The organism is Arthrobacter sp. lap29 (assembly GCF_032458965.1).
Classification (GTDB): Bacteria; Actinomycetota; Actinomycetes; order Actinomycetales; family Micrococcaceae; genus Specibacter; species Specibacter psychrochitiniphilus.
Map to the genome: position 1 here is coordinate 199,302 of NZ_JAUCEK010000001.1, position 22,681 is coordinate 221,982.

Here is a 22,681-nt window from a genome sequence, read left to right on the forward strand (position 1 = left end):
TTTGTTCACGGCTGGCCCGCCCAGTTCTGGTTCTGCATGAACGTGCTGCCATCCTGTGTGGAAACCGGGTGTGCAACAGGTGGGGGAGTGGCATCCGGGTGGGCAGCCGGCGCAAGGGAGATGACGCCGTCGTGCATGTAAAGGGTGCGGGAGCAACGGGCGGCAACGGTGGGATCGTGCGTGACCAGGACCAAGGTATTGCCTCGCCCTGCCGTCGCGGCGAGCAGTGCGCTCATGACGTTGGCGGAAGTGTGCGAGTCGAGGGCGCCGGTGGGTTCGTCGGCAAACACGATCCGGGCACCGGTGACTTGGGCGCGGGCAATGGCAACGCGCTGGGCCTGGCCGCCGGAGAGTTCACCGATGCGGCGTGCCTCCATGCCGGCCAAACCCAAGTGGGCCAGCCAACCGGCCGACTGCGCCTCCGCGTCGCGCCGGGGCACGCCATTGAGCATCAGGGCCAGGGCCACGTTTTCAATGGCCGTCAGCTCCGGGATAAGGAGGCCGGCTTGGAACACGAAACCGAACGCCTCACGCCGCAGCTTGGACCGTTGGGTTTCATTCAGGGCGCTCACCTCGGTGCCGGCATAGTTCACGGAGCCGGCGTCGGGGGAGGTGATACCGGCCAGCGTGTGCAGCAAGGTGGTCTTGCCGGAGCCGGACGCGCCCATGATGGCCACGGATTCGCCGGCGGCAATGTCTAGGTCCACGTTGTTCAAGGCAATGCCGTCGCCATAGCACTTGGACAGGGAGCGTGCGCTCAAGATTGTTGTGTTCATGCTTCAACTTTGTCGTGGATGCTCGGATGATTCATCGGTCCGTGGTGGGCAAAACGGAAGCGCTCGCTCCACCCATGGTGGGAGTTGCCAGCCCGCACAGCCCACGCAAAGCGGCGCCGGTGTTCGCTGGGAGTAAAGAATCGACCAAGAAAATTCCGTCCCTGCGCTGCCACGAACTAAGCTGATGGGGTAGGCCAAGGACGACGCTGCAGCACCTGCCCCGACTCGGGGCAGTGGTGCCGCGCGAACCATCCGTCCATGACACAAAGGACAGCAGTGGAAAATTCAGCACTGAATATTGTCGTACTGGTCAAATATGTGCCAGATGCGCAATTTGACCGTCAGCTCTCCGGAGCTGCTCACGCGCTAGATCGCAGTGAGAGCATCCTTTCCGAACTCGATGAATATGCCTTGGAAGCAGCGCTTGCGCTGACCGATGCACGGGGTGGAGTTAAGGGTGGAAACACTGTTACGGCGCTCACCGTTGGGCCGGCATCGGCTGCTGTGGCAGTGAAGAAGTCGCTGCAGATCGGGGCAACACAGGGATTGCATGTGTGCGATGATGCACTCGCAGGCTCCGATGCCTGGGCAACCTCCCTGGTTTTGGCGGCCGCCATCAAGTCCTTGGGCCCGGTTGACTTGGTCATTACGGGCATGGCGTCCACCGACGGTGAGACCTCCATTGTTCCGGCGCAGCTTTCGGCGCGTCTGGGCCTGCCACAGATCACCTTCGCTTCGGCGTTGGAGGTTGACGGGAACACTGTCACCGCCCGCCGCGACGGCGATGAATTCTCTGAGGAAATTCAGGCCACCCTCCCGGCGCTGGTTTCGGTGACCGATCAGGCCAACGATCCCCGCTACCCCAACTTCAAGGGCATTCTTGCTGCGAAGAAGAAGAAGGTGACCACGGTGTCCCTGGCGGATCTTGGGATCTCGGCGGACGCCGTTGGACATGCCGGATCTTTGACCAAGGTGACGGCGGCTGCTGAGCGCCCCGCGCGCTCAGCTGGCACCATCATCACCGATGCGGGCGACGCCGGCATCCAGCTCGTTGACTTCCTGGCCGCTGCGAAACTGATCTAAGGAACCCATTTTATGAGTGCAATTGTTGTTTACATTGATCAGCTGGATGCTCCGGGCAAACTTTCCACCACCGTCCGCCAGCTGCTGACCTTGGCCCGCGGCGCCGGCGAGCCGGTGGCCGTGGTGGCCGGGCCTGTCGCTGCCGACGTGCTGGCGGATCTGGGCGTTTATGGCGTGACCCGCGTGCTCCACTCCGAGCAGGCCGAGCTGGGCCAGTACCTGGTGGCGCCCAAGGCCGATCTCCTCGCCCAGGCCGCAGCAGCCGTTTCCGCCAGCGCCGTGCTGGTCGACAACGGCGCCGCGGGCAAGGAGATCGCTGCACGCACCGCCGTGGCCCTGAACGCTGGCGTCATCACCGATGCTGTCTCCGTGACGTACGACGGCGGTACCTTGGTTGCGCACAAATCGATCCTTGCCGGGTCCTGGACTGTGCAGGCGCAGGCGGTTTCTGCCGTGTCCGTCATCAGCGTCAAGGCTCACAGTGTTGAGGCTGGCGCTGCGGCTGAGGCAACGTCCCCGGCCGTCGAGGCAGTGGACGTGGCTTTCGCACCGGCAAGTCTGGGTGCGCGTGTTGTTTCACGCACCCCGCGCGCAGCCTCTGGCCGACCCGAGCTGGAGGATGCACGCATCATTGTGGCCGGTGGCCGCGGCGTGGACGGTGACTTTAGCCCGATCGAGGAACTAGCGGATGTGCTGGGCGCAGCCGTGGGCGCCTCACGTGCCGCCACTGACGCGGGCTGGATCTCGCACGCCTCGCAGGTGGGCCAGACCGGGAAGAAGGTGTCCCCGCAGCTGTACATTTCGGTGGGCATTTCCGGAGCCATCCAGCAGAAGGCCGGCATGCAGACCTCGAAGCTGATTGTGGCCGTGAATAAGGACTCCGAGTCGCCGATCTTTGAGATTGCCGACTTCGGCATTGTGGGCGACCTCTTCAAGGTGCTCCCGCAGGCTGTGGAGGAGATCAAGAAGCGCCGCGCCTAGCTGCCGCGTCCGGGGGGCGCGTGCTCCTTGCCAGCGCACCGGGAAATGCCGCCGTTTGACGTAAATGCCAGGGTTTGAGCCCTGGCATGTACGTCAAACGGCGGCATTTTTGCTTTCTAAATATGACCTTCTTGGCCAAAACCACCGCAAGTTGGCCACCTGGGAACGGAAGGGGCTGCTGGTTCGGGTGCGGCGGGGAATTTATGTTGATTCCGCACAGTGGGGCACACTATCGGCCAGAGAACGCTACGGGGTCATCAGACACATTGGTTCATGAACGGAAGGCATTTTGCGGTGTGGGCCGTTTCTGGTCACAGACAAGCTCAGCACCACCATGGAGCTCATAGACACCTTGGCCTTTCCCTATGCTGTTGCTGTCTGTGACTCAAGCCTGCATCCTCCCGGTAACTCGTGGAATAGAAACATCTTTCGCACGCCCAATTCGCCGCCCTTTGACCACTGGCCGGCATGGGCTCCGGAGGTGCCCCAAGGAATGCCATTGACAGTGGAGGAATTGCGGACCGCGGCATTCCAGCTGCATAGTAGGGCTGCTCAACAAAGAACATTGAAGGTCATTGAATTTGCTTCGGCCTTATCCGGCTCGGCCTGGGAGTCACTAAGCCGGGTAAAGATGTTCCAACTGGGGTTTCCCATCCCGATTCTGCAGAAGTCGTTTGTGCTCCGAAATGGAAAGAAGGCAAAAGCAGACTTTTGGTTCCAGGAGCAACGGATCGTTGGAGAGTTTGATGGGCGGGGCACGTATCTCCGTGCCAATTGGGGTGGTGGGCTCACCCTGCAGGAGCGAATCATGGCTGAAAAGGTGCGTGAAAACCAGATCCGGTCACAGGGCGTGGGATTCGCCAGATGGGACTGGAAGGAACTCATGAACACGGAGACATTGGCGAGAATTTTGCGCCAGGCAGGGCTGCGCCAGAGCCGGCCCATGACAGGGCCATGGGGCATTTGCTGAAATGCTGCGGAAACTAGGTGCGGGGGACCGATGCCGTGGCGATCATGGCGTCCGAATTCATCTCAATTCGAGGGCCCACGGACTTAATGAAGTCGCGCCGGACGCGGGCGATTGCTTCAGGGTCGCGGGGCAGCAAGGTGCGCCATCCACTGCCCATGACAAGGTTCCACGCCATGGCGTCGTCCACGGTCAGGGTCAAGGGGTGCAAAGAAACGGAGACGTCTTCAAAGCCCCGCTGATCCAGCCAGGCGGTGAACTTTTCCACTGAGTTAATACGGGCCATGTTCTGATTAGGCAACGGAACCACACCAGCCAAGCGGGGACGTTCCTTGATGGCAGCCTCCAGGATGCGGGCGGCGAATGGTTCCAGCGCTCCCTCGATCCAACTACTCATGACTATGCGACCGCCCGGACGCAGCATGGAGGCCAGGTGTTCCACACCGGCTTCCATATCGGCGAAGAAGAACATGCTGTACGAGCACAGGACGGCGTCGAAGGTGCGGTGCCCGCGCCATTCGGTGACGTCGGCCTCGGTCAAAGTGGTGTTGAGGATGCCGCGTTCGCCCAGATTTGCCGCGGCGATCCGCAGCAGCCCGGTGGAGAGGTCAACGCCGTCGACCGTTCCTGTGGGGCCCACAGCCAAGGCGGCCGGGAGGGTTGCCGCTCCGGTTCCACAACACGCGTCAAGGACCTTCTCACCGGGTGCCAGGACGGCGGCGGCTGCCACATCGCGGCCCATAGGGTCCCAGAGCTTGTCCGCCCAGGCCTCAAATTGCAGGGCTCCGTCGGTGAACGCCAGGCCAGGATCGCGAGCGGACATGCGTACCTCCAGTGGATCGAAAGAATCAGTAAAAGTTCTATGGTGCAGCTGTCGGGGAGTCCGGCAGCGGATCAGGGCTAGGCCTGGATTTGCGCGCCGGCGAATCCGTTTTGGCGCCAGGCTTCAAAGACTGCGATGGAGGCGGCGTTGGCCAAATTCAGGGAGCGCAGGGCCGGCAACATTGGCAAACGGACGCGGGCGGTGATGTGCGGATCGGCCTTGACGTCCTCGGGAAGACCGTCAGATTCGCGACCAAACATCAACACATCTCCCGGCTGGTAGGCGATGTCGGTGTAGCTGGCTTCGCCGTCTGAGGTGAAGGCGAAAACTCGTTCAGGGGCAAGCGCGGTCCACGCCGCTTCGAGGGATGTGTGGACTGTGACAACGGCGAGATCATGGTAATCCAGGCCGGCACGGCGCAATTTGGCGTCGGAAAAGTCGAATCCCAACGGCTCCACTAGGTGCAGTTCGGAGCCGGTAATGGCGGCTAATCGGATGGCATTGCCAGTGTTGCCAGGGATCTCGGGCGTCAGGAAGAGGATGCGAAACACGTATTTCATACTACCGCCCGGGGCCGGCGTGGACTGACCCGCGCACCTAGTTTCACTTGCGGGGTTGGGCCAGCAGGGGCGGGCGGCTAGTACATGCCACCAATGAGCCGGTCCAGAACGTGCAAATCCACCACGTTGGGGGAGGGCCCGGAGCTTAGAAACTGTTTGACCTCGCGCACAAACCGGGCTGCATTGGCAACGTTGAGTGCGTTGGAGCCGTCCGGTTCGGTGCCGCGGGCGTAGTCGATGACAGGCTCAAACAGGTTTCCGGTGTTGCTATGTACACAGACCCAGGCAGTGACGTTGCACTCCGGGAACAGTTCTTGGAACCCCCGGGCGGCGGCGATCAGTTGTGGCGGCGAGGCCACTTTGCTGCCGTGGAGCAGCACGTTGCCATCCCAGCGGAACGCCCCTTCCGGCACCAGCATGGAACCAATGATGGCGATCCGGTAGCCGGAGACCAGAACATGATCCAAGTAACCGTTGCTGTGTGGAGCGCTCAAGCCGTTGATGAGCCTGGCGGCCGGAATAGCCGGCTGGATCTGCTGCATGATGAGCTGGGCCGTGCGGGCTTCGCGGGCCAGCCGGGACGCGGCACCGAAAACGCCACGCTTGCGGGGTGCACCATGGACGGGCTGGGCTGCTGTGGGGCGGGGCATGATGGGGGATTCCCCGGGTGCCAGGTCCTCAAATGCCGGAACATATACCGCCGGATCTCCGGCAGTATTGCGCTGCTTCTGTTGACGCTGCGCCGTGAATCCACTGAATCCGCCAGTGCTCCCAGAAGTTCCCCGGTAGCTCTCGCGTGCTTGTGCGTGGGTGCTGGCTTTAGAGGCAGGCGAGGACGAAGGCCCAGTTGCGCCGTAGGACTTGTCGTACGCACTGCGTTTGTCCGGATTAGCCAGAACTTCATAGGCCTGCGTGATTTGCCGGAACAGGGCAGGATCTCCGCCCCGATCAGGATGCGCAATCCGGGCGGCCTTACGGTAGGCGATTTTGATATCGCGTTCAGTGGCAGTGCGCGGCAGTCCAAGGACTTGGTAATGCGTGAGGAACTTCTCGCTCACTGGTGGCCTTTCGCTAGCCCGGTTAAGCCAAAAGAACAGTCTAACTGCCCACACCGGAGGACCAATTTATCTTATATCGGTGCAGTGAACGGTGCAGTGATCGGTGCAGTGATCGGTACAGTGGGGTTGTGATTCTTAGAACTCAAAAGTGGGGGACGGTGGCAACCGCTGCCCTGCTGCTCGCTGCCCTGTCCGGTTGCACCATTGCCATTCCAGAGCCGGCGCCCACTGACGTGGAAACCACGGCGGCCCCCACCTACGCCCCGCCCTCCGTGCTGGCAGGCCACGATGCTGGCGCCGTTGCCGCCGCGCCCATGACCTTTGAAGCAGGTAAAACGCTGCAGTTTGGTGAACCGGTGAGCTTCGCCGATGCACTGGGCCAGCCCACCGAAGGTTCCATGAGCACGCCTGGGCCGCCGGAATGGAAAATACTCAAAAACAATGTGGCAGGCCAGAGTCAATACAGCAACGCGGGCGGCTGCTTGCTGGCGTATTGGACCACGAGCAACCAAGGACCGCTCATTGAAGCAGGCGACGACAAAACCTCCACCACCGAGCTCATGAAGTACTTGATCCCGTCCGTGACGGAGTCCTCACTGCATGAAACCACGCTGCCGTGGGCTGGGGAGCCAGGGGCGAAGAACCCGGGCATTTCCTTCCTGGCGTTCAACACTAAGGCCGCGAAGGGCGTCATGGCCAGCACTCTCTGGGCGCGGTTGCTCGGTAATGCAGACACCGGTCTGGTGGCCACGCTGGCCTGCCCCACGGACGCGCTGCTCACGGCAACCACCCCGAAAATGATGGCGAAATTGTCGGTGGCTCCGCCGTCGAACTAGGGCGTACCTCGAGGCAAGCATTGCCCTCTACCGCGTTTTCGGCCAGAGTGGGCCCATGACCCAATTTCAGATCAATAAGACTGATCCGGCACGCACGCGGCTCATCGAGATGACTCCTGCGGACTATGCGGCAACCATGGGCGAGGGTGATGTTTTGGTGCGGGTGGACCGCTTCGGGCTGTCCTCGAACAACATCACCTACGTGGTACTGGGCGACCGCATGGACTATTGGCAGTTCTTCCCCGCCGCACCAGAACCAGGGGACGATGCCGCGGGTGCTGACGGGTGGGGTTTGATGCCGGTGTGGGGCTTTGGGGATGTAGTGGAGTCCCGGTGCGCCAATCTGGAGGTAGGCGAGCGGCTATTCGGCTACTTCCCTCCGGCCACGCATCTGCTCATGCACCCCGACGCCGCACGCCCTGCAGTGAGCCCGGTGGTTGACGTCTCTGCGCACCGTGCGGAGCTTCCGACCACCTATAACACGTACCAGCGGGTGTTGCAGGAACCGGACTACGATCCGGCCGATGACGATCTACGAATATTGCTGAACCCGTTGCAGACCACCGCCTGGGCGCTCCGTGAACAACTGCGGGACGCCGCATGGTTCGCGGCGGAGCAGGTGGTCATCGTCTCGGCGTCTTCCAAGACCGGCATAGGCCTGGCCCGGGCGCTGAAACAGGATGAGAGTGCTCCTGCGATCATTGGGATCACAGCACCCAAGAACCGCGACTTCGTCATGGGGCTCGGGCTCTACGACCAGGTTGTGAGCTACGACGAGATCGAGGACTCGCTCTCCCACCGGCCCAGCGCCGTCGTCGACATGGCAGGTAGCGGCGATGTGCTCGGCCGAGTGCATCGCCACCTCGGGGACGCAATGCTCCACTCAATCAACGTGGGCCTGACGCACTGGGACCAGGCCGGTGGTGGGACAGGCATAATCCGTGAACGCAGCGAGATGTTCTTTGCCCCCGGGGTTTTCCAGAAACGGATGAAGCAGTGGGGTGCCGCAGAGTTCAACCGGGTGACCCAGGAGTTCCTGCGCAGTGCCTTTACCGAGAGCAAGGGCTGGCTCACGATTGAGCCCATGAACGGACTCGATGGCTTGGACGCGGGGTACGCCCTGGTTCGGGAAGGGCAGCTGGCTCCGGGTAGCGCGATCGTCGTGGCACCCTGAAACCCCTAAAGCGGCTCTTGGGAACGTGCGAGCAGGTGCAGCCGGGCAGACTAGCCGGCGGGCCTGACGTAGCGCAGGAACAGCATGGAATCGGCCTTCAAGATCCGGGCCAGCTCCATGCTGTGGGCAGCTTCCCCGGCCGCGCCGTGTGCAATTCGGCGGGCCGATCCGCCCACCAGCAGCGGGGAGAGGGTCACGTTCAGCTCATCCACCCGGTTGGCCGCGGCGAAACTTCCCAACAGTGTGGGCCCGCCCTCGGAATGGATGTTCTTGTAGCCGCGCTCGTTCAGCTCACCGATGAGCCGGTCCACGTCCAGGGCCTCTTCCCCGACATTGAGAACGTCGGCCACCTCCGTCAATGCCGACCGCCGCTCCTGTGATGCCGATGAGATGGTCAAAACCAGGGGACGCACGGGTGCCTTAGTGAACACTTCTAGGCCCGGATCCAAGTTCAGGGAACCGGAGACAATGGCCAGCGGAGGGTGCGGTGCCAGCCAATTCTGGTGCCGCCATGCCTGGGCCGCCGGACTCAGCAGTTCCCCGCCATAGCCTTCGGCACGGATGGTCTGGGCTCCCACCACAATGACGTCCGCGCTCTGGCGCAGCAGCGAGAACACGCGCTGGTCCCACGCATTTCCGAGCTGGCCCGAGAGCCCCTCCATGGATGCGGCACCGTCAATGCTGGAGATGAAGTTGAAGCTGACCCACGGCCGGTTGCTTTTCCGGTTCTCCGGTGGAGCCGCCAGCAGTTCCGCTTCCAGCGCCGCCGAAGAGAGTACGGCGGGCTCGGGGAAGATCCGTTCCATGGTGGCTGGCTCCTTTAGTTGCTGCGCGTTTAGTTGCTGTGCGGGGTGGTGTGTTCCGCGTGGGCGGGTTCGTTGATCTGGCCCATGTTGTGTTTCAGGTAGGCAGGGGAGCGCCACCCCATGACAGCCTCGGTCATGCGGATGGCGGAGCTGGAGGCCGCCACGTTGTGCATGCGCAGAATCCGGGCCCCGCCCAAAATGCAGATCACCCCGGAGGCAATGGAACCCTCCAACCGCTCAGACTTGGTCTGGTTGAGTGTCTCGCCAATGAAGTCCTTGTTGGACACGGCCGCCAGGGTGGGGAAGCCCAACGCCGCAATTTCATTGAAGCGGCGCGTGATTTCCAGCGTGTGCAGCGTGTTCTTGTTTAGATCGTGGCCGGGATCGATGATGATTTTCTCCGCCGGAACACCCAGCGACAACGCCAACTCCACCTTCTCCGAGAGGAACGCCGCAACCTCGGTCACCACATCATCATAATGCGGACGTGGGTACACGGTGCGCGGGGCGGCGAGCGAATGCGTGATGACCAAATGGGCACCGTACTCAGCCACCACCCTGGCAATGTCCGGGTTGGATAAACCCGTGGTGTCATTGATGACGTTGGCGCCTGCCGCAATGCTGCGCGCAGCAACCTCGGGCAGGAATGTGTCCACGGAAATGATGACGTCGCTGGCGCCAGCCACGGCGGCAATGACCGGCACCACCCTGTCACCTTCTGCCTCGGCACCAATGGCTGGCCCCGGCGCAAACGGGACACCACCAATGTCAACCCAGTCTGCGCCGTTCTCCACCGCAGCAAGGGACGCCGCAACTGCCGCATCCAGCGCAAACGTGGACCCGCCGTCGTAAAAGGAGTCAGGAGTGCGGTTCACGATCGCCATTAGCGCCACCTGGCGGCTGAAGTCGATGGTGCGCGGGCCAAAGTGGTGGACCGGGTGGAGCAGCGGCGGGGTGTAGAACGGGGCAGCGTTGCCCATGGTGGTGGAAGAGGTCCTCATACCCTCCATCAAATAGCCTCGAGCGGGGTTTGCGGGTCAGCCAGCTTGGCCGTGTCGATGGTGCGGCCGGAGGAGATGAGCGCCTTGATGGCATCTTGGACGTCCCAAATGTTCACGTTCATGCCCGCCACCACACGCCCCTCAAGCACCCAGAACGCAATGAATTCTCGCTTTTCCAGGTCGCCGCGGATCACCACTTCGGCATCCTTGGTCAGTGCCCCGAAGCCGGAGTACTCCATGCCGAGGTCAAATTGGTCGGTGTAGAAGTAGGGGATGTCATCGAGCACGGCGTCCTTGCCCAGCATGGACTTGGCCGCCACCTTGCCGCTGGCAATGGCGTTGGCCCAGTGCTCGGAGCGGGCGTGCATGCCGGTCACCGGGTGCATGGCGTTGGCCACGTCACCGGCTGCGAACACATCCGCCGCCGAGGTGTGCAGGGAGGCGTCCACCTCGATGCCGTTGTTGATGGTGAGCCCGGCGCCCTTGGCCAGGGAGATGTTCGGGACTACCCCCACGGCCACAATGACAATATCGGCAGGCAGGGTGACACCGGTGGTGGTCAGTACGGAGGTGACCTGCCCATCGGAGCCCTGAATTTCGGCGGCACTGGCGGGCAGCTCAAACTGCACACCGGCCTCCTTGTGCCGGTTGGTGAACACGGTGCCCAGTTGCGCTCCGATCGCCACGGACAGCGGCACGTCCTCGAGCCCCATGAGCGCCACCTTGTTGCCCAGCTCGGTGGCCGTGGCAGCAATTTCCATGCCAATCCAGCCGGAGCCGATCATGACCACATTCTTGCCGCCGCCTTCGAGCAGGGCATGCAGGCCTACGCTGTCTGCTTTGGTCCGGAACGTGTAAACACCCTTGAGCTCGACGCCGGGGAAAGGGATATGGCGCGGGGCGGCACCTGTTGCGATGAGCGCCTTGGCATACGAAAGCGTGGATCCGTCAGCCAGTGTGACGGTGTGGGCGGCCGGGTCCAGCGCAGTGGCGGCAGTGCCGGTGCGGAGGGTGACATTGTTCTCCGGGTACCAGTTCGCAGGCAGCGGCAGCAGGGCGTCTTCGCCCTCCTCGCCGGCCAAAAATCCCTTGGACAGCGGCGGGCGCTGGTACGGGGTCTCGGCTTCGTCGGACACGATGGTGATGGCCCCGTCCCACCCTTCCTTCCGCAGAGTCTCCGCAGCGGTGGCGGCTGTGAGTCCGCCGCCAATGATGACCATGCCGGGGGCTGCTGTGCTGGTGCTCTGACTCATGATCGAAACTCTTTCCACTGGAAATTCGGTGTTTCTGTTATTTGGTGAGGAAAAATGTCAGTGCGGGAACTGCCTTTGCAAGGGGCCGTCCTCGTGCAATAGCCCCGTAAAGACCGAGGTGCGGGTCAAGGTGCCAGCGGTCTGTACACCGCGCAATGACATGCACATGTGCTCGGCTTCCATGACCACGCCAACCCCGCGCGGAGCCAAGGTGTCCTCGAGCCAGTCGGCGACTTGCTGGGTGAGGCGCTCCTGGACTTGAAGATCGCGGGAGAAGAGTTCCACGCCGCGGGCCAGTTTGGACAGGCCAAACAGCCGATCGCCGGGCAGGTAACCCACATGGGCCACGCCACGGAAGGGGAGCAGGTGGTGCTGGCACAGTGAATGGAACGGGATGGCTTTGACCAGAACCAGGCCCTGGTAACCATCGTCGTTGGGGAACGTGGTCCAGGACGTCTCGCGGGGTGTGAGCATCTCCGCGTAGGCACCAGCCACCCGGCGGGGAGTGTCAAGCAGGTGCGGGCTGGTCTCGTCCCGGCCCAATGCACGCAGAAATTCGGCAATGGCTGCCTGGGCGCGGGGCAGATCAATTCCGGGTACGGCCAGAATTTCCGTCTCATCCAAGGTAAGAATGTCAGGCAACGCCGTGCTGGTAATCGTCATGTCCAACCCTTTCTAAAGCTTGTATTATTGACTTTAGAAGTGCAGACTCGAAGCGTCAAGTAAACGCGTAATAATCCACACTTAGTGTCAACGGACGGAAAGCGCAAGGCCCCAGGCCATGGAAGAATTTGTACAACTCAACGGCAAGCCGATTATCAGCAAGGAACAGGCAGAGATGACAACCGCCCTGCGCTCCGGACTCAACGACGGCGAACGGCTGCGTGCGGTGGCTGCGCTGGGGGACCCTGTGCGTCGCAAGCTCTTTGAAATGGTGCGCGACGCTTCCGCGCCGCTGAGCCGGGATGACTGTGCTCAGGCGTTGGGCCTGCCCAAGAGCACGGTGCGGCTGCAATTGGACCGGCTCGTGGAGGAAAAGCTGCTCAGCGTTCAGTACCGCAAACTGGGTGCGAAAACGGGGCCGGGATCCGGACGGCCCAGCAAGCTATATGCCGTGGCACAGGCTGAGATCAGCGCCTCTGTTCCGCCGCGGCATTACGATCTAGCGGCCGCGCTGCTCGCAGCCGCCGTGCAACGGGCCATCGATTCCGGCGAGAATGTGGCTGATTCCATGGCCGCCGTGGCGTACGAGGAGGGCCGCCGGCTCGGCATGGAGGGCGGTGACATCCACCAGTTGCTACTGAATGCCGGCTACAGCCCTCAGCCCGACGGGCAGGGTGGCACCATCATGGCCAATTGCCCCTTCCACCGGCTCTCGCAGGATCACACGGGTGTGGTGTGCTCGCTCAACGGCTCCCTGCTGGCCGGTGCGCTGGAGGGTTGCGCTGACGACCGCCACGCCTTGGCCCCGGACGCCGAAATCTCCCACTGCTGCGCCCGGTTGGTCCTGAAGCATTAGCTTCCCACCATCCCCACTTTCACTGCCTCGGAGTTGACTGCCTAGGCGTTGGTAATGTGGGCCCATGGAACAAGTTGACGGAAGTGATGGGCAGTGGATCGCCGACGCGTTGGAACGCTACCTGAACAAGGAGCTCTGGGATCAATGGATTGGCACGGTTGCCACCACCATTCCGGATAGCTTTCAGGCGTACGCCCGGATCCTGCACCGGGTCAGCGGCAACACCACGCCGGAGGTGCGGTGGACAGATGTCGCCGCGGCGAAAGGGACCGCCGTCCACCCCGCCGTCCAGTTCCACCGGCTGGCGCAGACGGAGCTTTACGGCAACGCGGTGCTTGAGGGTGCACCCTACGGGCGGCCGGACCAAGGAGAGCTCGACCAGACCCAACTGGTGGCCTTGGCTGAAATATTGGCCGGGCACACGGCTGCCGGGCAGGACGTTTTCCAAGCCGTATGGGTTGGTTGGGGGAGCTTCGCGCCTGGCGACGGCGGCATTCCGGACGGCGCAGGCGAGCGGCTCAGAGTGGCTGGCGGGTTGCGCGAATACTGGGTTTTCCGCGGCGCCATGGCAGAGCTGGCCCGCCCACCCTGGAGCGAGGAGGAAGGTGGGACGCACCGCGAGAATCCCAATCTGGCTTGGCCGGCTGGCCGGAGCTGGTGCCTGGCCACGGAGATCGACTTTGATTCCACCTTGGTGGGCGGGAGCGCAGAGTTGATTGCCGCCGTCGTCAATTCACCGGTACTGGAGGCGCTCCAGGTGAGCCCCGCCACCAACCTCAGCTCTGAAGGTGACGTGATCAACGCCCCACGCCAGTGAGTGCGTCTGTGCCGTAGAATTATCAAGTGCCCGTGTATCTAGATCACGCGGCGACCACGCCTATTTCGGCCCCGGCCCTCGCCGCACTCACCTCCGTTATTGCCCGTAGCGGCAATCCGTCCTCCCTTCATGGAGCCGGCCGCCGCGCCCGCGCCACTGTGGAAGCCTCCCGCGAAACCATCGCCAAGGCTGCTGGCGCCCACCCCACGGAGGTCATTTTCACCTCCGGTGGGACCGAGGCGGACAACCTCGCTGTGAAGGGCCTATTCTGGGCCCGCAATGCTGCCGAGCCCGCCCGCACCCGCATCCTGGTCTCCGCCATTGAGCACGCCGCCGTGGCGGACACCGTGGAATGGCTGGAAAAGCACGAAGGCGCCGAAGCGATCTGGCTGCCGGTCGATGCCACCGGCACGCTCAGCCTTGCCGCACTGGAAAAAGAATTGTCCGACGGCGGAGCGGACTCGGTCGCGCTGCTGACCTGCATGTGGGCCAACAATGAGGTGGGCACCATCCAGCCCATCGCCGAGGTGGTTGCGCTCGCCGACAAGTACGGCATCCCGGTGCATTCGGACGCCGTCCAGGCGTTCGGCTCCGTGCCCGTGAACTTCCGTAACTCCGGCCTGGCGGCCATGTCCATCAGCGGTCACAAGATCGGCGGCCCCGTGGGTGTTGGCGCGCTGCTGCTGGGCCGGGCCGTAAAGCTCACCCCTGTTTTGCATGGTGGCGGGCAGGAACGTGGCGTCCGCTCCGGCACCCTGGACACGGCCGGGATTGCCGCCTTTGCCGCGGCCGCAGCCGATGTCACCTCCCATCTAGAGTCTGAGAGCGTCCGTATTTCAGAACTCCGGGACGCCATCATTGCCGCAGTCCGTGAAGCCATTCCCGAGGCGGTGCTGCGCGGGATTGACCCGGCCGTGGCGCCGGATAAAAGACTGCCCGGCAACGCCCACTTCACGTTCCCCGGTTGTGAAGGGGACTCCCTGCTGTTCCTGCTGGACATGGCAGGCATTGAATCCTCCACAGGCTCGGCCTGCACCGCAGGAGTCCCCCGCCCCTCGCACGTCTTGTTGGCCATGGGACTAGATGAGGACACCGCACGTGGCGCACAGCGCTTTAGTTTGGGGCATACATCGGCGCCGTCCGACGTTGAGACCTTTGTTGCCGCTCTGCCAGAGGCACATGCGCGCGCAAAAAAAGCAGGCATGGCCGGGCACGCCTCATCCATTCAGACAGCAAGCACCCGCTAAGGGTGCCGGCGCAACAATCTTCAGCGGTACACAGCAAGTGAAAGGCAAGTAATGCGAGTATTGGCAGCCATGAGTGGCGGAGTTGACTCCGCCGTAGCCGCGGCACGTGCAGTAGATGCCGGGCACGACGTCGTCGGCGTGCACCTGGCGCTCTCCCGCATGCCCGGAACCCTACGCACCGGCAGCCGCGGCTGCTGCACCGTGGAGGATTCCAACGATGCCTGGCGGGCCTGCGATCTGCTCGGCATCCCGTACTACGTGTGGGATTTCTCCGAACGTTTCAAGGAGGATGTGGTCCAGGACTTCATCGACGAATACGCCGCCGGACGCACCCCCAATCCCTGCATGCGCTGCAACGAGAGGATCAAATTCGCGGCCCTTCTGGAGAAGGCCATCGCGCTGGGCTTCGATGCTGTCTGCACGGGCCACTACGCCAAGGTCATCATCGATGCAGACGGCAACCCGGAGCTGCACCGTGCTGCTGACTGGGCCAAGGACCAGAGCTATGTACTGGGGGTGTTGACTCATGAGCAGCTCAAGCACTCCATGTTCCCCCTGGCCGATACCCCGTCCAAGGCCGAGGTTCGCGCCGAAGCTGAGGCCCGCGGCCTGTCCGTGGCCAAGAAGCCGGACAGCCACGATATCTGCTTCATCCCGGACGGCGACACCGCCGGCTGGCTGGCTGAGAAGATCGAGATGACCGACGGGGACGTTGTTGACGAAACCGGCGCGAAAGTGGGCGGCCACACCGGCTCCAACCAGTTCACAGTAGGTCAGCGCCGCGGTCTGAAGTTGGGCACGCCCGCCGCCGACGGTAAGCCCCGCTTCGTGTTGGAAATCCGGCCCAAGGAGAACAAGGTTATTGTGGGCCCGCACGCCCTGCTGGCTATTGATTCCATCCAGGGCATCAAGGTTTCCTGGGCCGGGCTGCCCATCGCCGAGGTAGCTACCGGCGAAGAGTTTGATTGCTACGCCCAGGTTCGTGCCCATGGTGACCCCGTGCCGGCCCGCGCCTTTATCACAGAAGAAACGGACGACGGCGGCACCCGCCAGCAGTTGCATGTCACCTTGGTGGAGCCGCTACGCGGGGTGGCGCCGGGGCAGACCATTGTGCTGTACCAGGGATCCCGTGTGCTGGGTCAAGCAACCATCGACACGGCAAGGTCCTTGGCCCGCCCGGACCTCCCCTAAGCCCCCTCCCATCGCGCCCTCACTTTAGGGGGCTTTTGGGCAAACGGTCCAGCACTTTCATAAAAAGCGTTCGCTAAAACACGCCCGAAAGTGAGGGAGCATTTGTAGTGGCGGGAGAGGGGTTGCGGGGCTGGCGTAAGCTTCCTTCTAAGGTGACTTGGCTCACGGAAGGTTGACACGATGCCCCCGCATACAATTCCCAACCCGCTGCAACACTTAGAAGGCGCGCTGAATCAGTGCGCAGAAGTTATCAGCGCCATCTCGGCCAACCAAGCGGACTGGCCCACGCCTTGCGCTGATTGGTCCGTGCAGGATCTCCTGCATCATCTAGTGGTTCAGGATTTACCTAAATTCACCATTATGGCCCGGGGTACCCACATTGACCCGATGGCCTCAGATGCCACAGTGGGAGCTGATTGGTCCACTCGCTTTAGCGACGGCGCCGTCTTACTCATGCGCGCCTGGGCAACGGCGGATCTCAGCACTCAGGTGGCGCTCCCGGGTGGTGGTGAGGCGCCCCTGCGCAGCCGGATAGGACTGCAGATCACAGAATTCACCGTCCATACCTGGGACTTGCTCAAGGCAACAGGCGTCCCTGTGATTCTGGATCCGGTACTGGCTGAACAATCGCTGGCCTGGTCTCAACGGATGCTCAAGCTTGAGCATCGAGGAACCGACAGGGGCATTGGTGTGGAGGTCCGCGTCCCCATAGCCTCCGATTCCTACACCCAGCTTGCCGGCTGGTTTGGGCGCAGCCCCTACTTCCGGGCGGGCCCGCGCGCAGAATCCTTCAGCCAGCCCTAAGGGCCGGCACATCCATGAGAGTAACAACGTCGTTACTCTTTGGTAACCTTCTGGTTGCAACTGACCTTTCGATGCAAGTCCGTGCGTGCAAATCTGATAAAGATTGACTATCAGGGAAGTGGGCATCGTCACACAACGTAATGTGGCGGCGCCCACCTTATCGCACAAGAGAAAGTTTGCTGATGGCTAAGAATAAATTTGGACTGAGTTCGGTGATTGCCGTTGCTGGCGTCTCCGTTCTCGCCATGACGGCATGCACGGGTCCTTCAGGCGGAAGCGACTCAGGTGGCAACGGTGCCGCCGGAGCCCCCGTTATTGTGGGCACCACGGACAAGATCACCTTTCTGGACCCCGCCGGATCCTATGACAATGGTTCGTTCATGGTCATGAACCAGATTTACCCGTTTGTGTTGAACTCCGAACCGGGCAGCGCCGATCCCAAGCCGGACTTGGCCGAATCAGCCGAGTTCACCTCTCCTACGGAATACACCGTGAAGTTGAAGGCAGGCCTGAAGTGGGCCAACGGAACCGAGCTGGATTCAAAGGACGTTAAGTTCTCCTTTGACCGTCAGATCAAGATCAACGATGTCAACGGCCCGTCCTCGCTCTTGGGTAACTTGGCTAGCGTGGAAGCTCCGGATGCCACCACCGTGGTGTTCAAGCTCAAGGTTGGCAACGATCAGACCTTCCCCCAGGTTTTGACCAGCCCGGCCGGTCCCATTGTTGATGACAGCGTCTTTAGTGCAGATTCCATCACCACCGATGATGACATCATCAAGGGCAAGGCCTTCGCTGGCCAGTTCAGCATCGATTCCTTTAAGAAGAACGAGCTCATCGCCTTCAAGAAGAACCCCGATTACAAGGGCCTGTTGGGCCCGGCCAAGTCTGATTCGGTGACGATGAAGTACTTCGCTGACTCCAACAACATGAAGCTTGAAGTTCAGAAGGGCAGCATTGATGTTGCTTGGCGTTCACTGACGGCAACTGACATTGAGAGCCTCAAGACCGATAAGAACCTCAAGGTTGATATTGGCCCCGGTGGCGAAATTCGCTACATCGTGTTCAACTTCGACACCATGCCCTTCGGTGCCAAGACCCCTGATGCTGATGCGGCGAAGTCCTTGGCCGTGCGCCAGGCCATGGCCGATTCCATTGATCGGGCCAAGATTGCTGACCAGGTTTACAAGGGCACCTACCTGCCCCTGTACTCTCCAGTTCCCGCCGGTTTCACCGGTGCCATCGAGCCCTTGAAGGGCATGTACGGCGACGGAAACGGTGGTCCCGATGTTGCTAAGGCTGCCAAGGCCCTGGCCGACGCCGGCGTCCCGACTCCGGTGACCTTGGATCTGCAGTACAACGGTGACCACTACGGCTCATCCTCAGGAGATGAGTACGCAGCGATCAAGTCACAGCTTGAAAACACCAAGCTGTTCAAGGTCAACCTGCAGCAAACTGAGTGGGTTTCCTACGCCAAACAGCGCACCGAGGATGCCTACCCCATGTACCAGCTGGGTTGGTTCCCTGATTACTCTGATGCTGATAACTACCTCACTCCGTTCTTCGGCGATAACAACTTCCTGTCTAACCACTACGACAACCCCGAAGTGCGCAAGTTGATCACCGAGCAGGTCACCACCAATGATCCCGCCAAGCGGACCAAGATGATCGAAGAGATTCAGACCACGGAATCCAAGGACCTCTCCACTTTGCCGTTGCTGCAGGGTGCTCAGGTTGCGGTTTCCGGTGCAGCTGTCAACGGCACCAAGGACACTCTGGACGCTTCCTTCAAGTTCCGTCTGGGAGTTTTGTCCAAGTAAGGGAGCTTCGGTAATTACCGAAACATCTATCACTGCGCAGTGGGCGGGGCTTTCTGAAAAGGACGCCCCGCCCTTTGTGCGGTTCACGAGAGAAGTGCCCTTGCAGAGCACGGTACCAAAAGAAATAGGCGCACATGACCGCATTGATTGACCTGCCGGCGGATGAACCCGTACGCCAGGCCCCCAAGAGTAAGAAGAAAGCTGGCGGCAGCCTGGGCAAGTACCTCGCCATCCGCTTTGTTCTGATCTTCCCCACCATTTTTATCCTCGTCACCATGGTGTTCTTCCTGATGCGCCTGACCGGCGATCCCATTACGGCAGCCCTGGGCGGACGGCTGCCGGCGGATCAGTTGGCGGCACGTATTCACGAGGCCGGATATGACAGGCCCCTCTTCGTCCAATACATCGAGTACTTGGGACAAATAGCCACAGGCAACTTTGGCCGCACCATCTCTGATAACTTACTGATCTCAGACATGCTGGCCACTTACGGCACGGCAACGTTGGAACTGGCCATCAACTCACTGGTTGTGGCGTTGCTGATCGGCATTCCCCTGGGCATGATTGCCGCTTACAAGCGTGATAAGTGGCAGGATGCCATCTCCCGCGTCCTGGCCATCGCCTTCTACGCCACCCCGGTATTCTTCGCCGGCCTGATCCTGAAGCTGGTCTTCTCCATCTGGCTCGGTTGGTTCCCTGTGGCGGGGCGCGGCACCACAAATACGGAAATTTTCATGGCCCAGCTGGAGGCGCCCACGGGCATCTACTGGCTCGATGCCCTGCGCAGCGGCAACATGGACGTGTTTTGGGATGTTGCCCATCACGCCGTACTGCCCGCCGTAGCTTTGGGTCTGCTCACCGCAGGCATCTTCTTGCGGCTGGTGCGCACCAACATGATCGGCACGCTCAACAAGGACTTTGTTGAAGCCGGCCGGTCCAGGGGCGTCAGCGAATACCGCCTCCTCACCAAGCACGCATACAAGCCCGCACTGATTCCCATCATCACCGTTATGGGTCTGCAGATTGCATTGCTACTTGGCGGCGCGGTCCTGACCGAGACCACTTTCGAATGGAAGGGACTCGGGTTCCAGCTGGCCCACTACCTCACAGCGCGCGACTTCGTAGCTGTTCAGGGCATTGTCGCTTTGCTGGCCGTCATTGTAGCCGTCACCAACTTCATCGTGGATGTTATTGCTGCCTTGATTGACCCGAGGGTGAGGTACTAGGCCGTGGAGAATAAAAAGTCACTTTTTTCCCGCTTACCCGTCATTTCCCAACTCAAAAAGAGTGTGGGACTCCAGCGCGGCATGCTCGTTGCCGGCATTGTTCTGACACTGATCTTCTTGCTGACCGCCGCCTTGGCGCCGTTGATTGCCCCCTACGGTGCAACCCAACGCTTTGATCTGACCCAGGCAGCGCCGTCGTCGGCCCATATTTGGGGCACGACGGCGGGAGGTTACGATGTTTTCTCCCGCACCATTTGGGGGGCCCAGACTGCCTTCATAGTGATTGTTGTTGCCGTTGCGCTCTCTATTTTCATTGGTGTGATTCTGGGTCTGGTCTCCGGCTATATTGGCGGCTGGCTGGACAGGATTCTTGTGGTGGTTGCGGATGCGATTTACGCGTTCCCCACACTGCTGCTGGCCATGGTCATGTCCATTGCGCTGAGCCAGGGCCGTTCGGATATGTGGTCGGGTATTTTTGCGGCCGCCATCTCCATCACGGTGGTGTTCATCCCGCAGTACTTCCGAGTGATCCGCGCCGAGACTATCCGTCTGAAGGCTGAGCCGTTTGTGGAGTCTGCCATTGTGGTGGGCGCCTCCAGCGTGCGCATCATGGCCCGGCACATCTACAAGAACGCCACCAGGACGCTGCCGCTAATTTTCACTTTGAACGCGTCCGAGGCCATTTTGACCCTGGCCGGCTTGGGCTTCCTGGGCTTCGGTATTGAACCATCCGCGGCGGCAGAGTGGGGTTATGACCTCAACCATGCGCAGTCGGACGCCACCGCCGGTATCTGGTGGACGGGTGTGTTCCCGGGTGCCGCCATTGTGCTGACGGTGCTGGGCCTGACGTTGCTGGGTGAATCCATGAATGATCTCAACGATCCGCGACTGCGGGGGCGCAAGAAGGCCAAGAAAAACGGCGCTCAGAAGCAAGAGGAGTTGGTGGAAGCATGAGCCGCTCCACAGAAAAGGCAGCCGTTAGTGGGACACCCTCCGGGGAGAGCACACCGCGGCCGGTCCTGAAGATCGATGATTTGCGTGTCACCTTCGCCACGGACCAAGGGGATGTTCCCGCGGTGAAGGATGTTTCCTTCACCGTGGCCCCGGGGGAGATTGTGGCCATTGTGGGTGAATCGGGCTCCGGTAAGACGGTGACGGCCAAGGCCATTTTGGGTCTGCTGCCAGAGACCGCCCAGGGCAGCGGCGCCGTGATCATCAGCGGTAACGACGTCCTTACGGTCAGCCCGCAACAACTGCGTAAGATCCGTGGACGCGACGTGGCCATGGTGTTCCAGGAACCCTCAACGGCCCTGAACCCGGTCTACACGGTGGGCTGGCAAATTGCTGAGGGGCTGCGCGCCCATCGTCCCGAGGGAAAGCGTGTGGGCAGGAAGGAAGCCCGCAAGTTGGCCATCGAGGCGCTGGGCAAGGTGGGCATTCCGGAGCCGGAGAAGCGTGTGGATTATTATCCTCACCAGTTCTCCGGTGGACAGAAACAGCGTGTTGTCATCGCCGCGGCACTGGCCCTGAACCCGGGCCTGATTGTGGCCGATGAACCCACCACAGCGCTGGATGTCACCGTGCAGGCTGAAATTCTGGAGTTGCTCCGTGATCTGCGGGACCGTTACGGAACTTCCATTGTCCTGATTACCCACAACATGGGGGTGGTGGCTGACCTGGCCGATCGGGTGGTGGTCATGTTCGAAGGTGATGTGGTGGAAGAAGCCAGCGCATCAGCTTTGTTTGCCGCGCCCAAAGAGGCCTACACGCAGAAGCTTCTGGCCGCTGTGCCGCACTTGGGCCGCGATTCTGCCTCTGCCGGTTTCACCGAACGAGCCTTCCAGGATAAGGAAGTTTTGGTCCGGGCCACGGATCTGGAAATTGAGTATCCTGGCCGTCTGGGCAGCCCCGCCTTTAAGGCAGTGGACAAGGTTTCCTTCACTATCAGTGCCGGAGAAGTCTTTGGTCTGGTGGGGGAGTCCGGTTCGGGCAAAACCACCATTGGCCGTGCCATTGCAGGGCTGAACCGCACCACAGGCGGTTCCTTGAACGTGCTCGGCTACGAGATGCTCAACTACAAGGAGCGTTCTTTTAGGCCATTCCGCAAAGACATTGGCTTTGTCTTCCAGGATCCCGCGGCGTCCTTTAACCCGCACCTGACCATTGGCGAATGTGTGGCGGAACCGCTGCTTATTCACACCGATCTGAACAGCCAGGCGGTCTCCAAGAAGGTTGCCGATTTGCTGGAATCGGTGCAGTTGCCGGCGGCCTACGCCAAGCGCTTTCCGCACGAGCTCTCCGGCGGGCAGCGTCAGCGAGCCTCACTGGCCCGCGGCCTGGCGCTCAAGCCCAAGCTGCTCATTGCGGACGAGCCAACCTCTGCCCTGGATGTTTCGGTGCAGGCGAAGGTACTGGAGCTATTCCGCGAGATTCAGACCGAACTGGGCTTTGCGGCACTGTTCATCAGCCACGACCTTGCCGTGGTGGACATCCTGGCCGAGTGGGTTGGGGTGCTTTACAAGGGCAAGATGGTGGAGCAGGGGATCGGGAACCAGATCATGGGCAACCCGCAGGACGCCTACACCAAGCGTCTGATCGCCTCACTGCCCGTGCCCAACCCGGAGGAGCAGGCCAAACGCCGGGCGCTCCACCAAGCATTGCTGGGCGCAAAGTAAACTAGCTGGCACAGTAAGAGGCGGTGCCTGGCATGGACAGTATTTTTGTCCGCGCCGGGCACCGCCT

At 61.6% G+C, this 22,681-nt stretch carries 22 protein-coding genes; 14 read left to right on the top strand and 8 right to left on the bottom strand.

Features of this window, described 5'->3' with window-relative positions; genetic code table 11:
- Positions 1-5 precede the first annotated feature (5 nt).
- Positions 6-776 (bottom strand): ABC transporter ATP-binding protein, encoded by a 771-nt coding sequence (locus tag RY113_RS00900; RefSeq protein ID WP_315912969.1) that lies wholly within the window; start codon positions 774-776, stop codon positions 6-8.
- Positions 777-1,034: 258 nt separating this feature from the next.
- On the opposite strand from RY113_RS00900, the gene RY113_RS00905 reads away from it, so the two are divergent.
- The 3 genes from RY113_RS00905 to RY113_RS00915 all read left to right on the top strand — a co-directional run bounded on the left by RY113_RS00905 (position 1,035) and on the right by RY113_RS00915 (position 3,810).
- Complete coding sequence (locus RY113_RS00905; protein WP_315912970.1) at positions 1,035-1,859, top strand: electron transfer flavoprotein subunit beta/FixA family protein; 825 nt, start codon at positions 1,035-1,037, stop codon at positions 1,857-1,859.
- 12 nt (positions 1,860-1,871) lie between these two features.
- The gene (locus RY113_RS00910) at positions 1,872-2,840 is read left to right on the top strand and encodes an electron transfer flavoprotein subunit alpha/FixB family protein (protein WP_315912971.1); all 969 of its coding nucleotides are present in this window, start codon (positions 1,872-1,874) and stop codon (positions 2,838-2,840) included.
- Positions 2,841-3,333: 493 nt separating this feature from the next.
- Positions 3,334-3,810 carry a hypothetical protein gene (locus tag RY113_RS00915; protein WP_315912972.1) on the top strand — a complete coding sequence of 159 codons (477 nt, stop codon included), beginning with the start codon at positions 3,334-3,336 and terminating at the stop codon, positions 3,808-3,810.
- A gap of 13 nt (positions 3,811-3,823) precedes the next feature.
- Here the strand turns inward: RY113_RS00915 and RY113_RS00920 are convergent, their stop codons facing one another.
- The 3 genes from RY113_RS00920 to RY113_RS00930 form a co-directional block, all read right to left on the bottom strand.
- Positions 3,824-4,630, bottom strand: coding sequence for a class I SAM-dependent methyltransferase (locus tag RY113_RS00920; protein ID WP_110107065.1), 807 nt, complete (start codon positions 4,628-4,630; stop codon positions 3,824-3,826).
- Positions 4,631-4,707: 77 nt separating this feature from the next.
- The gene (locus tag RY113_RS00925) at positions 4,708-5,181 is read right to left on the bottom strand and encodes a tRNA (cytidine(34)-2'-O)-methyltransferase (protein WP_110107066.1); all 474 of its coding nucleotides are present in this window, start codon (positions 5,179-5,181) and stop codon (positions 4,708-4,710) included.
- Between the two features lie 86 nt (positions 5,182-5,267).
- The gene (locus tag RY113_RS00930; protein WP_315912973.1) at positions 5,268-6,248 is read right to left on the bottom strand and encodes a J domain-containing protein; all 981 of its coding nucleotides are present in this window, start codon (positions 6,246-6,248) and stop codon (positions 5,268-5,270) included.
- A gap of 128 nt (positions 6,249-6,376) precedes the next feature.
- On the opposite strand from RY113_RS00930, the gene RY113_RS00935 reads away from it, so the two are divergent.
- Together RY113_RS00935 and RY113_RS00940 are read left to right on the top strand one after the other, a co-directional pair.
- On the top strand, positions 6,377-7,084 hold the full coding sequence (locus RY113_RS00935) for a hypothetical protein (RefSeq protein ID WP_315912974.1): 708 nt from the start codon (positions 6,377-6,379) through the stop codon (positions 7,082-7,084).
- Between the two features lie 55 nt (positions 7,085-7,139).
- On the top strand, positions 7,140-8,258 hold the full coding sequence (locus RY113_RS00940; protein WP_315912975.1) for a DUF2855 family protein: 1,119 nt from the start codon (positions 7,140-7,142) through the stop codon (positions 8,256-8,258).
- Positions 8,259-8,308: 50 nt separating this feature from the next.
- Here RY113_RS00940 and RY113_RS00945 read toward each other — a convergent pair whose 3' ends face one another.
- Genes RY113_RS00945 through folE form a run of 4 tightly spaced genes read right to left on the bottom strand, consistent with a single transcriptional unit; the run spans position 8,309 to position 11,981 of the window.
- Positions 8,309-9,064, bottom strand: coding sequence for a pyrimidine reductase family protein (locus tag RY113_RS00945; protein ID WP_110107070.1), 756 nt, complete (start codon positions 9,062-9,064; stop codon positions 8,309-8,311).
- 29 nt (positions 9,065-9,093) lie between these two features.
- A complete protein-coding gene (gene folP, locus RY113_RS00950; RefSeq protein WP_315912976.1) occupies positions 9,094-10,065 on the bottom strand; it encodes a dihydropteroate synthase in 972 nt (323 codons plus the stop codon).
- An 8-nt stretch (positions 10,066-10,073) separates the two neighbouring features.
- Positions 10,074-11,318, bottom strand: coding sequence for an FAD-dependent oxidoreductase (locus RY113_RS00955; RefSeq protein ID WP_315912977.1), 1,245 nt, complete (start codon positions 11,316-11,318; stop codon positions 10,074-10,076).
- 57 nt (positions 11,319-11,375) lie between these two features.
- On the bottom strand, positions 11,376-11,981 hold the full coding sequence (folE, locus tag RY113_RS00960) for a GTP cyclohydrolase I (RefSeq protein WP_110107072.1): 606 nt from the start codon (positions 11,979-11,981) through the stop codon (positions 11,376-11,378).
- Positions 11,982-12,099: 118 nt separating this feature from the next.
- On the opposite strand from folE, the gene RY113_RS00965 reads away from it, so the two are divergent.
- From RY113_RS00965 to RY113_RS01005, 9 genes are all read left to right on the top strand, one after another.
- Positions 12,100-12,837 (top strand): transcriptional regulator, encoded by a 738-nt coding sequence (locus RY113_RS00965; RefSeq protein WP_315912979.1) that lies wholly within the window; start codon positions 12,100-12,102, stop codon positions 12,835-12,837.
- 64 nt (positions 12,838-12,901) lie between these two features.
- On the top strand, positions 12,902-13,654 hold the full coding sequence (locus tag RY113_RS00970; protein ID WP_315912980.1) for a hypothetical protein: 753 nt from the start codon (positions 12,902-12,904) through the stop codon (positions 13,652-13,654).
- 26 nt (positions 13,655-13,680) lie between these two features.
- Entirely contained in the window at positions 13,681-14,901 is a 1,221-nt protein-coding gene (locus RY113_RS00975; protein ID WP_315912981.1) for a cysteine desulfurase family protein, read from the top strand.
- Between the two features lie 51 nt (positions 14,902-14,952).
- Positions 14,953-16,092, top strand: coding sequence for a tRNA 2-thiouridine(34) synthase MnmA (gene mnmA / locus RY113_RS00980; RefSeq protein ID WP_315912982.1), 1,140 nt, complete (start codon positions 14,953-14,955; stop codon positions 16,090-16,092).
- 180 nt (positions 16,093-16,272) lie between these two features.
- Positions 16,273-16,896, top strand: a complete 624-nt coding sequence (locus RY113_RS00985) for a TIGR03086 family metal-binding protein (protein ID WP_110107077.1) — start codon at positions 16,273-16,275, stop codon at positions 16,894-16,896.
- A 182-nt stretch (positions 16,897-17,078) separates the two neighbouring features.
- The gene (locus RY113_RS00990; RefSeq protein WP_110107078.1) at positions 17,079-18,713 is read left to right on the top strand and encodes an ABC transporter substrate-binding protein; all 1,635 of its coding nucleotides are present in this window, start codon (positions 17,079-17,081) and stop codon (positions 18,711-18,713) included.
- Between the two features lie 134 nt (positions 18,714-18,847).
- A complete protein-coding gene (locus tag RY113_RS00995) occupies positions 18,848-19,939 on the top strand; it encodes an ABC transporter permease (RefSeq protein WP_315912983.1) in 1,092 nt (363 codons plus the stop codon).
- A gap of 3 nt (positions 19,940-19,942) precedes the next feature.
- Positions 19,943-20,893 (top strand): ABC transporter permease, encoded by a 951-nt coding sequence (locus RY113_RS01000; RefSeq protein ID WP_110107080.1) that lies wholly within the window; start codon positions 19,943-19,945, stop codon positions 20,891-20,893.
- The gene (locus RY113_RS01005) at positions 20,890-22,614 is read left to right on the top strand and encodes an ABC transporter ATP-binding protein (protein ID WP_315912984.1); all 1,725 of its coding nucleotides are present in this window, start codon (positions 20,890-20,892) and stop codon (positions 22,612-22,614) included. Before RY113_RS01000 ends, RY113_RS01005 begins: the two co-directional genes overlap by 4 nt.
- The last annotated feature ends 67 nt before the right edge of the window (positions 22,615-22,681 follow it).

Excerpts from the sequence above, each read along its gene's own strand:
- RY113_RS00900 (WP_315912969.1), bottom strand. The coding sequence starts at position 776 with ATGAACACAACAATCTTGAGCGCACGCTCCCTGTCCAAGTGCTATGGC.
- RY113_RS00905 (WP_315912970.1), top strand. The coding sequence starts at position 1,035 with ATGACACAAAGGACAGCAGTGGAAAATTCAGCACTGAATATTGTCGTA.
- RY113_RS00910 (WP_315912971.1), top strand. The coding sequence starts at position 1,872 with ATGAGTGCAATTGTTGTTTACATTGATCAGCTGGATGCTCCGGGCAAA.
- RY113_RS00915 (WP_315912972.1), top strand. The coding sequence starts at position 3,334 with ATGCCATTGACAGTGGAGGAATTGCGGACCGCGGCATTCCAGCTGCAT.
- RY113_RS00920 (WP_110107065.1), bottom strand. The coding sequence starts at position 4,630 with ATGTCCGCTCGCGATCCTGGCCTGGCGTTCACCGACGGAGCCCTGCAA.
- RY113_RS00940 (WP_315912975.1), top strand. The coding sequence starts at position 7,140 with ATGACCCAATTTCAGATCAATAAGACTGATCCGGCACGCACGCGGCTC.
- RY113_RS00945 (WP_110107070.1), bottom strand. The coding sequence starts at position 9,064 with ATGGAACGGATCTTCCCCGAGCCCGCCGTACTCTCTTCGGCGGCGCTG.
- folP (WP_315912976.1), bottom strand. The coding sequence starts at position 10,065 with ATGAGGACCTCTTCCACCACCATGGGCAACGCTGCCCCGTTCTACACC.
- RY113_RS00955 (WP_315912977.1), bottom strand. The coding sequence starts at position 11,318 with ATGAGTCAGAGCACCAGCACAGCAGCCCCCGGCATGGTCATCATTGGC.
- folE (WP_110107072.1), bottom strand. The coding sequence starts at position 11,981 with ATGACGATTACCAGCACGGCGTTGCCTGACATTCTTACCTTGGATGAG.
- RY113_RS00965 (WP_315912979.1), top strand. The coding sequence starts at position 12,100 with ATGGAAGAATTTGTACAACTCAACGGCAAGCCGATTATCAGCAAGGAA.
- RY113_RS00970 (WP_315912980.1), top strand. The coding sequence starts at position 12,902 with ATGGAACAAGTTGACGGAAGTGATGGGCAGTGGATCGCCGACGCGTTG.
- mnmA (WP_315912982.1), top strand. The coding sequence starts at position 14,953 with ATGCGAGTATTGGCAGCCATGAGTGGCGGAGTTGACTCCGCCGTAGCC.
- RY113_RS00985 (WP_110107077.1), top strand. The coding sequence starts at position 16,273 with ATGCCCCCGCATACAATTCCCAACCCGCTGCAACACTTAGAAGGCGCG.
- RY113_RS00990 (WP_110107078.1), top strand. The coding sequence starts at position 17,079 with ATGGCTAAGAATAAATTTGGACTGAGTTCGGTGATTGCCGTTGCTGGC.
- RY113_RS00995 (WP_315912983.1), top strand. The coding sequence starts at position 18,848 with ATGACCGCATTGATTGACCTGCCGGCGGATGAACCCGTACGCCAGGCC.
- RY113_RS01005 (WP_315912984.1), top strand. The coding sequence starts at position 20,890 with ATGAGCCGCTCCACAGAAAAGGCAGCCGTTAGTGGGACACCCTCCGGG.